This window comes from Helicobacter pylori (assembly GCF_003636935.1).
Taxonomy (GTDB): domain Bacteria; phylum Campylobacterota; class Campylobacteria; order Campylobacterales; family Helicobacteraceae; genus Helicobacter; species Helicobacter pylori_CH.
The window spans coordinates 155,438-164,597 of sequence record NZ_MVVH01000003.1 but is presented as its reverse complement, the minus strand read 5'-3'; the positions used below and the strand labels follow the sequence as shown (position 1 = coordinate 164,597).

The 9,160-nt window shown below is 40.5% G+C and carries 10 protein-coding genes; 8 read left to right on the top strand and 2 right to left on the bottom strand.

The features are described from left to right. The 5 genes from EAL87_RS03570 to EAL87_RS03550 form a co-directional block, all read left to right on the top strand. Positions 1-126, top strand: a 126-nt coding sequence (locus tag EAL87_RS03570; RefSeq protein WP_001987031.1) for an outer membrane beta-barrel protein, incomplete at its 5' end; no start/stop codon positions are given. Positions 127-426: 300 nt separating this feature from the next. Beyond that, positions 427-801 carry a type II toxin-antitoxin system HP0895 family antitoxin gene (locus EAL87_RS03565; protein ID WP_120913012.1) on the top strand — a complete coding sequence of 125 codons (375 nt, stop codon included), beginning with the start codon at positions 427-429 and terminating at the stop codon, positions 799-801. Beyond that, a complete protein-coding gene (locus EAL87_RS03560) occupies positions 782-1,042 on the top strand; it encodes an HP0894 family type II toxin-antitoxin system mRNA interferase toxin (protein WP_120913011.1) in 261 nt (86 codons plus the stop codon). Before EAL87_RS03565 ends, EAL87_RS03560 begins: the two co-directional genes overlap by 20 nt. A 78-nt stretch (positions 1,043-1,120) precedes the next feature. After that, positions 1,121-1,432 (top strand): type II toxin-antitoxin system antitoxin, encoded by a 312-nt coding sequence (locus tag EAL87_RS03555; protein ID WP_120913010.1) that lies wholly within the window; start codon positions 1,121-1,123, stop codon positions 1,430-1,432. Then, positions 1,419-1,691 (top strand): HP0892 family type II toxin-antitoxin system mRNA interferase toxin, encoded by a 273-nt coding sequence (locus tag EAL87_RS03550; protein ID WP_120913009.1) that lies wholly within the window; start codon positions 1,419-1,421, stop codon positions 1,689-1,691. The genes EAL87_RS03555 and EAL87_RS03550 overlap by 14 nt, the downstream gene beginning before the upstream one ends. A gap of 106 nt (positions 1,692-1,797) precedes the next feature. On the opposite strand, the gene EAL87_RS03545 is transcribed toward EAL87_RS03550, so the two are convergent. Beyond that, positions 1,798-2,322 carry an acyl-CoA thioesterase gene (locus EAL87_RS03545; protein WP_120913008.1) on the bottom strand — a complete coding sequence of 175 codons (525 nt, stop codon included), beginning with the start codon at positions 2,320-2,322 and terminating at the stop codon, positions 1,798-1,800. 139 nt (positions 2,323-2,461) lie between these two features. Here EAL87_RS03545 and EAL87_RS03540 point away from each other — a divergent pair, with 139 nt between their 5' ends. From EAL87_RS03540 to EAL87_RS03530, 3 genes are read left to right on the top strand one after another with little or no spacing between them, the layout of a single operon-like run. Next, on the top strand, positions 2,462-3,310 hold the full coding sequence (locus tag EAL87_RS03540; RefSeq protein WP_120913007.1) for an SDR family oxidoreductase: 849 nt from the start codon (positions 2,462-2,464) through the stop codon (positions 3,308-3,310). Beyond that, complete coding sequence (locus EAL87_RS03535; RefSeq protein ID WP_000921458.1) at positions 3,303-4,283, top strand: FecCD family ABC transporter permease; 981 nt, start codon at positions 3,303-3,305, stop codon at positions 4,281-4,283. Before EAL87_RS03540 ends, EAL87_RS03535 begins: the two co-directional genes overlap by 8 nt. Beyond that, positions 4,283-5,050 (top strand): ABC transporter ATP-binding protein, encoded by a 768-nt coding sequence (locus EAL87_RS03530; protein ID WP_000242349.1) that lies wholly within the window; start codon positions 4,283-4,285, stop codon positions 5,048-5,050. Before EAL87_RS03535 ends, EAL87_RS03530 begins: the two co-directional genes overlap by 1 nt. A gap of 58 nt (positions 5,051-5,108) precedes the next feature. Here EAL87_RS03530 and EAL87_RS03525 read toward each other — a convergent pair whose 3' ends face one another. Next, the gene (locus EAL87_RS03525) at positions 5,109-9,050 is read right to left on the bottom strand and encodes a vacuolating cytotoxin autotransporter (protein WP_120913006.1); all 3,942 of its coding nucleotides are present in this window, start codon (positions 9,048-9,050) and stop codon (positions 5,109-5,111) included. Positions 9,051-9,160: the final 110 nt, after the last annotated feature.

The window sequence follows — 9,160 nt, the reverse complement described above, 5'->3', positions numbered from 1 at the left end:
CAACACGGCATTGAACTAGGGCTTAAAATCCCCACCATTAACACGAACTATTATTCCTTTATGGGGGCTGAACTCAAATACCGCAGACTCTATAGTGTGTATCTCAACTATGTGTTTGCTTACTAAAGCGTTAAAACCCTTTGTGAAACTCCCTTTTTTAAGGAGTTTATTTTAAACTCTCTCTTTTTGGGGGTTTTAAATTCTCTTTTTTGAACCCTTTGTTTTTGAATTCTCTTTTTAATGGGTTTCTTTTTTAAACTCTCTTTTTTTAAAGCTTTCTTTTTTTTTGGGGTTTGATCTTTTTCTTTTTGCCAATCCCCACTGTTTTCGCTTTTTAATCTTTAAGTTTTGATTTTTCTAACCTTTTTAATCCCACTCTATCGCTTGCGCTATAATGAATTGGTATTTTTAAAAAAAGGAATAAATATGCCAAACACCACCAACAAAGATTACACAAAATACAGCGAAAGACAGCTTTTTAATTTAATCCATCAATTAGAGCGAAAAATCAAAAAGATGCAAAATGATAGAGTTTCTTTTAAAGAAAAAATGGCTAAAGAATTGGAAAAGAGGGATCAAAACTTTAAGGATAAAATAGACGCATTAAATGAACTCTTGCAAAAAATCAGCCAAGCTTTTGATGATAAAAGAGATTGCTGTTTGGGGCATGAGATCCCAAACATTCAAACGCAACAAGCCATGAGAGATGCACTCAACAAAGAAACAGATTTGTTCGTTGAGGATTTTTCTAGTTATAGCAATGAGAGAAAAAAGGCTTTAGGTGTTGAAGCTCAATCTTAAAAAATCTTTTCAAAAAGATTTTGATAAATTGCTTTTGAATGGGTTTGATGATAGCGTTTTGAATGAAGTCATTCTAAGAAAAAAAGAACCGCTAGATCCACGATTTCAAGATCATGCCTTAAAGGGAAAGTGGAAACCTTTTAGGGAATGCCATATTAAATCCGACATTTTGCTTGTGTATTTAGTGCAAGATGATGAGCTGATTTTGTTAAGGTTAGGCAGTCATAGCGAGTTGTTTTAATCCACCCAAACTCCTTATAACGCTTAAACCAAATCGCTTGTGCTATAATGAGTTGATATTTTTAAAAAAGGAATAAGCATGCCTAACACCACCGCAGAAAAAGACTACACCCAATACAGTGAAAAACAGCTTTTTAACTTTTTAAATTCTATCAAGACCAAACAAAAAAGAGCGTTAGAAAAATTGAAGGAAATCCAAGCTCAAAAACAAAGAATCAAAAAAGCACTCCAATTTAAGGCGCTCCATTTAACCGAAAACGGATACACCATAGAAGAAGAGCGAGAAATCTTAGCAAGGGCTGAAGATACCAAGAACCACCTTTGTTTTAAAAGCATAGAGGATTTTAAAAAACATTGTGAAAACTTAAGATTTAAAAATGCTGATGATTGAAACCAGTAAAAAATTTGATAAGGATCTTAAAATTCTTGTTAAAAACGGGTTTGATTTAAAGCTTTTATATAAAGTGGTTGAAAATTTAGCCAAAGAGCAACCCCTAGCTCCCAAATACAAAGACCACCCACTCAAAGGCGGTTTAAAAGATTTTAGGGAATGCCACCTAAAACCGGATTTATTGCTTGTCTATCAAATTAAAAAACAAGAAAACACCCTCTTTTTAGTAAGGTTAGGCAGTCATAACGAGTTGTTTTAATCCACCCACACCCCTTATAACGCTTAAACCAACCGCTCAAACCAATCACCCCCCTTTTTTAGGGATAAATTTAGGGGTAAAACACCGCTTGCACTTTTTTTGTTTTTTAAATACCCTCGTGTTTCCCGCTTTTTAAATACCCTCGTGTGCGCATTTCCTTGCGTTTCAAAGCCCCTTCATAACGGCGGATTTCAACCTCTGTTTTAGGCTCGTATTTAGGCATGGGGGTGGGTTTGCCATTTTCCACAGCCACCATGGTGAAATAGCAAGAATTGGTGTGCGTGATTTCACGAGTTTTAATATCTTCGCTCAAAACCTTAATCCCCACTTCGCACGAAGTGTTGCCCACATAATTGATACTGGCTAAAAAAGTGAGCAAATTCCCTACAGGAATGGGGTATTTAAAAGTAACCCCATCCACGCTTAAAGTGACCGTTCCTTTAGCGCAATAACGAGTCGAACACACATAAGCCACTTTATCCAACAAATTCAATAATTCCCCCCCATGCATGACGTTGTTGAAATTAGCGGTTGTAGGCACGACTAAATAGCTCATCAATAATTTAGTGCGATCCGCTGTGTCTATAGTAAAATCAAAATGGCTAGAATGCGATGATTGTATTTGAGGCATTGCTTCTCCTTAATTAAAATTGGTGTTAAAAATGTTTTTTGTAAAAAACATTCCAAGAACTATATATTAGTAAAAATTAAGTAATATTGAGTGAATATTAGAGGAATTATAAAAATAATAAGAGGGTTAGCGTTAGAGAATGGGCGTTGGAGAGAAACAAGAAAGCCAAAAGGTGGCAATTATTACTGGGGCGAGTTCTGGGATTGGGTTGGAGTGCGCGTTAATGCTGTTAGATCAAGGGTATAAAGTCTATGCGCTCTCTAGGCATGCGACTTTGTGCGTAGCCTTAAACCATGCGTTATGCGAGAGCGTTGATATTGACGTGAGCGATTCTAACGCTTTAAAAGAAGTGTTTTTAAACATCAGCACCAAAGAAGATCATTGCGATGTTTTGATCAATTCCGCCGGTTATGGGGTGTTTGGGAGCGTAGAAGACACGCCTATTGAAGAGGTTAAAAAGCAATTTGGCGTGAATTTTTTCGCCCTTTGTGAAGTGGTGCAGTTTTGTTTGCCCTTACTAAAAAACAAGCCTTATTCTAAGATTTTCAATCTTTCTTCCATAGCGGGGCGTATGAGCATGCTCTTTTTAGGCCATTACAGCGCGAGTAAGCATGCCTTAGAGGCTTATAGCGACGCTTTGCGTTTAGAGCTTAAACCCTTTAACATTCAAGTGTGTTTGATTGAGCCAGGCCCGGTGAAAAGCAACTGGGAAAAAACCGCTTTTGAAAACGATGAGCGAAAAGATAGCGTTTATGCGTTAGAAGTGGATGCGGCTAAAACTTTTTATGCGAGCGTGTATGAAAACGCCCTAAGCGCTAAAGCCGTGGCGCAAAAAATCGTTTTTCTTAGCATGAGTCAAAAAATCAAGGCCCGCTATTTGATCGGCTTAAAAACCCAACTATTGTTAGCGTTGTATAGAATCCTCCCGAGTAGTTGGTATGATTCTTTGTTCAGATTAATCGTTCTTAAAAGGAAGCGTGATGCTTAAAACCTATCATATCGCCTTAGCTTGCGTGATTTTAGCGGTGGTGGTGCTTTTGTTTGGAGGGGAGTCCTTGAGTTTGGAAGAATGGCAAGAAGTGTGCCTGAATGTGAAAAACCACTTTTTGCACAATGAAGAACTGAGCTCTTTAAGTATTATTATTTTAGAAATACGACTACCACGAGTGATTTTAGCGCTCCTGGTGGGAGCGAGTTTGTCCGGGAGTGGGGTGGTGATGCAAACGATTTTTAGAAACCCCTTAGTTGACCCTTTTTTATTAGGGATTTCTAGCGGGGCGATGCTAGGCGTGGCGATGGCGATAGCGGTAGTGGAGTCTAACATTGCGATTTTAGCGTTTTTTGGGGCGATTTTAGCCAGCCTTGCTGTTTTGGCGATGAATAGGGTTTTGGGTAATTCCGTCCTTTCGTTGGTGCTTTCAGGGGTGGTGTTGAGCGCGTTTTTAAGCGCACTTGCTGGAGCGATAAAATTCTTTGTGATCCCCCAAAAAGCGCAAGCGATTGTCGTGTGGCTTTTAGGGAGCTTGTCTTTGAGCAGTTATAAGGATTGCTTGATCGCTTTCATAGGGCTATCCTTAGGCTTTATCCCGCTTTTTTTGTTAAGGTGGCGCATCAATTTATTGAGCTTGAGCGATGCACAAAGTTTGAGCTTGGGGATTAACCCGGTGCTGTTGCGATCGCTTTGTTTGGTGTGCGTGAGCGTTGCGAGCGCTTTAGCGGTGAGCGTGTCCGGCACGATTGGCTGGATTGGGTTAGTCATTCCGCATGTGGCTAGGTTGTTTTTTGGGGCGAATTTACAAAAACTGCTTTTAAGCTCTTTGTTAATGGGAGCGTTTTTCTTGCTTCTAGCGGATGTGGTGGCTAAAACCATTACCCCCTATGATTTACCGGTAGGCATTGCGACAAGCGTTTTAGGAGCGCCTTTTTTCCTATGGCTTTTGTTTAGAACTAGGGGGGTGTGATGGTCTTAGAAGTTAAAAACCTGTCCTTTAAATATTCTCAAAAACTCATTTTAGACAAGTTGAGTTTTAGCGTGCCAAAAAACAGCATCACCAGCATTTTAGCGCCTAATGGCTCTGGTAAAACCACGCTTTTAAAATGCCTTTTAGGGCTTTTAAAGCCTTTAGAAGAAACCGAAATCAAGGCGTGTAACAAAGATATTTTACCCTTAAAGCCTTATGAAAAAGCCAAACTAATCGCTTATATCCCCCAAGTGGAATATTATGCGTTTAATTTCAGCGTGTTGGATTTTGTTTTAATGGGGAAGGCGACGCATTTGAATCTATTCGCTATGCCTAAAGCCAAGCACATTAAAGAAGCCACTAGCGTTTTAGAGCGCTTGGATTTAGAGTCCTTAAAAGATCAAGGCATTAACGATTTGTCCGGCGGTCAGAGGCAAATGGTGCTTTTAGCCAGAAGTTTATTGCAAAGAACGCCCTTATTGTTACTGGATGAGCCTACGAGCGCTTTAGATTTAAAAAACCAAGCCCTTTTTTTTGATGCGATTAAAGATGAGATGAAAAAACGAGAATTGAGCGTTTTAGTCAATATCCATGATCCGAATTTGGTTGCCAGGCACTCCACGCATGTGGTCATGCTCAAAGATAAAAAACTTTTTTTGCAAGCTTCCACGCCAATCGCTATGACTTCACACAATTTAAGTGCGCTCTATGACACGCCCTTAGAAGCGATCTGGCATGATAATAAGCTTGTGGTGTATGCGTTGTAGGGGTTAAATTTTTGTAAGATTTCAAACCCATGCCAAAGCATGGGTTTAAGAGCGGTATTTAGAAACTATACCTCATTCCTAAATTGGAAGCGAAATGCCCTACATTGGAAATCAAGTTGTGCCCATAAATAAAGCCCAAATTCAAAAACACTTCTTTAGCTAATTGCAATTCCCCACCCATCATCACTCTGACATGGGTATTTAAAGGGTTGCGAGTAGCGTTCACTTTAAAGGTGTTTAAAGATGCGGCGTTATTAGAGCCAACATGAGCGAATTCTTGTAAAACTCCAGCGTTCAAATAGAAGTATGAAGTGTCCCCATAATAATAGCGTGCTTCCACATTAGCGCTAGCGTTGAATAAATGCTGACTGCTTGCGCCATTTTTCAAAGCCGCTTTTTGATTGCTGTTGCTTTTAAAGTTGGTTGAACCTAAATGGTTGTAGCTCACGCCCACGCTTGGTTTTAACACCAAAGCGTTCCTAAAAAACGCAAAGTCATAACCATAGCTCGCTCTTGTTGCAGCGCTATAGGCTAAGTAATTATAGCTTTGATTCAAATCTTGTAATAGAGCGCTTTTGAAATTCAAGCTTGATTGATCGCTCCCTAGCGCCCCTTGAGCTTCAAAGTCAAATTCATGCTGGTTGGCAAAGACACGGCTATACACGCCAAAATTAGTGTTATTGGCCCCAGAGTTAAGAGAGTTTGCCTGATTGCTAAAAGAGCTATAACCATAGCTTCCAAAACCGCCCACAATGGCTTCCACTTCCCCATTAAGGTAAGCGTCTACGCCGGCGCTTGTGCCATACAATGAAGCGTTACCGCCATTATTCAAGCTCGTTCCCCCAATAGCGTTAGCCCAAACATTGGTAGGTTTTTCATATTTAGGGGCAAATTGATACAACACTTCTGCCGCACTTTCTAAAGAAGCGAATCTTTGGTCTTTTAAAGCTTGTAAGCGTTGAGCGAACGAGTTAATATTGTTGGTGTGCTTTCTAGAGAGATTGACTAAACGAGAATTTAAAATCATCGCATTGCTCAAGCTCAAGGTTTGTAAGCCACTGGTTTTATGCTCTAAACTGGCTATGTTGTTTAAAGTGGTAGTGGCCGCATTCAATTGCTGGGTGATTTCATTAGCGCTTGTAGCATCAATCATGGTTCTGGCATAACCCGCATCATGGCTATCAATCAATAAGGTTTGTAAGAGATCCCTGCCTTGCACGCCTGAATGAGTATAAAGCGTGTCAATATCTTTAGAGCGATCAGCCAATTCAAACACGCTTTCAATGGTGCCAAAATCATGCTTATTGATAGCGACTAAATTAGGAGTAGCGCTATAACGAGCGAAAGGAGCGTTCTTTATGAGAGCGTAGCTAGCGAAACGCGCCTTGTTAGTGGTGTTTGTGGGTAAATTTGTGGTATTGCTCTCAGAACTAGTAGGTGCAGAATTGTTGCCTAAATTGACAGCGATTGTGGTGTTGTTAGCCGTTTTATTAATCCCTGTATTTTTCCATGCCTTACCTTCAAGATACTTGTAATTTTCAGGGTTATTCACCATGCTTTGGTTGCCGATAGCCATCCCGCATGCCTTAATGTCATTGAGATTGTTTTTTCGCACCACACAAATATCCATGCGGTTGTTGTTGTTATAAAGGGCTAGGCGCTCTTTGAATTGTTCTTGCAGATTGGTGTTGCTTGCAGAAATAGAATCATAACTAGCGCCTTGCACTCCCACTAAATTATAATCAATGTTTCGCGCTTTCACTAAAACATGTTCTTTATTTTTAGTGAGGTTTTGAGCGTTATTGATCTTAATGAGTGGTTTGTAAAACCCGGTTGCGCTATCCACTAAATTATTAAATATCATGCTTGCTTGATGGCCTGCATTCAAGGTCGCTACACGCCCGTCTTGGACAAAAAGATTCATCGTGCCTTGATTGTTGGTGAAATGCCCTTGAATGGTTAAATCCAAATCCTTACCATAATCCATGCTCGCGTTGCTATTTAGGGTTAGGTTATTAAACATAAGCCCTGTTTTGCCGGCAATGTTTCCTGGGGCTCCAAAAAGAATCCTCTTGTTGATTTCAACATCGGTAACATTCCTAGCGTCAAAATAATTCCAAGGGGCATGGTAAATTTCATCTATAACGAGTTTTTTACCGCTTTTAAAAGTAACGCCCCCAGAATAAGCCGGGCTATATCCCGTTTGCAAACTCACGACACCAATGCGCGATTTATCGCCTATATTTTCGCCAAAAATAGTGTATTGCCCAAAACTTTGAACTCGGGTTGTAACCACCAATTCCTTAATATCAAAGTTTTTAATGTTCACATTAGTGGCAGATGTAGTGAGCTTGTTGATATTGACCTTGTCTGTAACGCCGCTAAAATCCAAAAGGCTAGTGTTTAGCCCATTATCGCTCTTGCTGGCATCAATATTTTTAAAATGAGCGCTATGGCCATTCACTCTTAAATTCGTGGATTTTCCCAGATAAACATTGCCATTAAAATAAGCTGTATGAGCATCCACTCTTAAATTCACCGCTTTTCCTAGATGGATATCGTTATTGAAAGTGGCTGTGGCGTTGTTGGTATCAGCGCCAGCCTTAAACTCAAAATTCGCGCTTGAGCCTGCTATAGCAGCACCGCCCACTTGATTATTCACCCTTAAAGTCCCCTCAACGGTGATATTCCCGGTGAGATTTTCCACTAAAAGAGAGCGCCCGCTCGCTTGATTGGACAGATTGACACCGCCTTCGCCGATATTCAAATGAGCCGCATTCGTGCTAAGAGAAGCTTTAAACCCTCCCGCTTTAATCGTGCCATCGGCTTTAGTGTTTAAGTGGAAAATATTCACAACCGTGTCTTTACCACCAGCAAAAGGCCCATCAATGACTTGCGTGGGTTCAGTTTCTGTTTTTTGCGTGTCATTTTTAGGATTATTTTGAGAAGGGTTATCTTTAGTTTTACTCTCATAACCGCCTTCTGGAGGGGTGATAATGCTTAACCCCGCACTTTGCCACAAATCCAGCACGCCAATATTGGTCTTTTTATTAGCGATAATGCCTGCTTGAGCGGCGTTTTGATCACCCACAGCGAGATGGCGAAAATTCATTTCCCCTACCACTTTTGAAGTGTTTATCGTGCTGTATGAAGGGGCCAAATACGCTCCCACGTATTGCAAACGGCCCATCCACACCTTACCATAAAGATCAACGCTATGATTTGAGCTTGAAACCAAATTGAGCGTGGCACCATCATAAAGAGAGATTTCAGCGTTTTCACGGCTCGTGATTTTTTCTGAACTTTTCAAGGTCAAAACCGTAGAACTGGCTTTTCTTCCGGCTCCAGAACCCACACGATTGTTGATTTCTACAAAATTATCAATTAAGATATTTTTAGCATCAAAATTCACTCTCGTGGTGCGATCAGCGCTATCTTTAAAGCTTGTAAAAGAATTGCCATTGAATTGGCCCAAACGCAAAGTGGCTTTTTGCATATTGACGTCTAAATCCCCACCGGTAAAGTTGATAAGGCCTGAAAGGTTATAAGTCCCTACAGCGTCTTGCATATCCACTTCAAGCTTGTTCCATTGCCCGTCTTTGACCCAATAATGCCTAGCGGCATTCCCCCAGTCCCAACCTCCATCAATCTTGCTAGATAGTAGGGATTTGTATAAGTCGTATTCCTTGTGAGGAAAATTATTAAAACCTCTTCCTGCTTGAATGCGTCGAACCTTATCGGGTTTGTCTGGGGTTTTATTGGCTTGTTCGGCTTGTTTGAGCCCCCAGCTAAGAAGTCCTGAAACCGTTCCTACAGCAGCACCTGTAGCGATACCCCCAACAATGGCTGGAATGATCACGGTTGTGAAAAAAGCGCGACTCTCGCTGTGTATGGGATCATTTGGCGTGTTAGCCCCTAGTTCGGTGCTCATTAATGCCCCCACTAAAGCGAGAGAAATAATAGGGCGATTGATTTTGCGGTGTGTTTGTTGTATTTCCATTTCTTTCCTTTCTTTTTGTAAAACGATTTTTGCACAAAGGGTGCGACTTTAGACTAGAAAATTTCTGTTGCATTTACGATTAAGGTTATAAATATGCAGTATCTACAACC

Excerpts from the sequence above, each read along its gene's own strand:
- EAL87_RS03545 (WP_120913008.1), bottom strand. The coding sequence starts at position 2,322 with ATGCCTCAAATACAATCATCGCATTCTAGCCATTTTGATTTTACTATA.
- EAL87_RS03555 (WP_120913010.1), top strand. The coding sequence starts at position 1,121 with ATGCCTAACACCACCGCAGAAAAAGACTACACCCAATACAGTGAAAAA.
- EAL87_RS03535 (WP_000921458.1), top strand. The coding sequence starts at position 3,303 with ATGCTTAAAACCTATCATATCGCCTTAGCTTGCGTGATTTTAGCGGTG.
- EAL87_RS03530 (WP_000242349.1), top strand. The coding sequence starts at position 4,283 with ATGGTCTTAGAAGTTAAAAACCTGTCCTTTAAATATTCTCAAAAACTC.
- EAL87_RS03540 (WP_120913007.1), top strand. The coding sequence starts at position 2,462 with ATGGGCGTTGGAGAGAAACAAGAAAGCCAAAAGGTGGCAATTATTACT.
- EAL87_RS03565 (WP_120913012.1), top strand. The coding sequence starts at position 427 with ATGCCAAACACCACCAACAAAGATTACACAAAATACAGCGAAAGACAG.
- EAL87_RS03525 (WP_120913006.1), bottom strand. The coding sequence starts at position 9,050 with ATGGAAATACAACAAACACACCGCAAAATCAATCGCCCTATTATTTCT.
- EAL87_RS03550 (WP_120913009.1), top strand. The coding sequence starts at position 1,419 with ATGCTGATGATTGAAACCAGTAAAAAATTTGATAAGGATCTTAAAATT.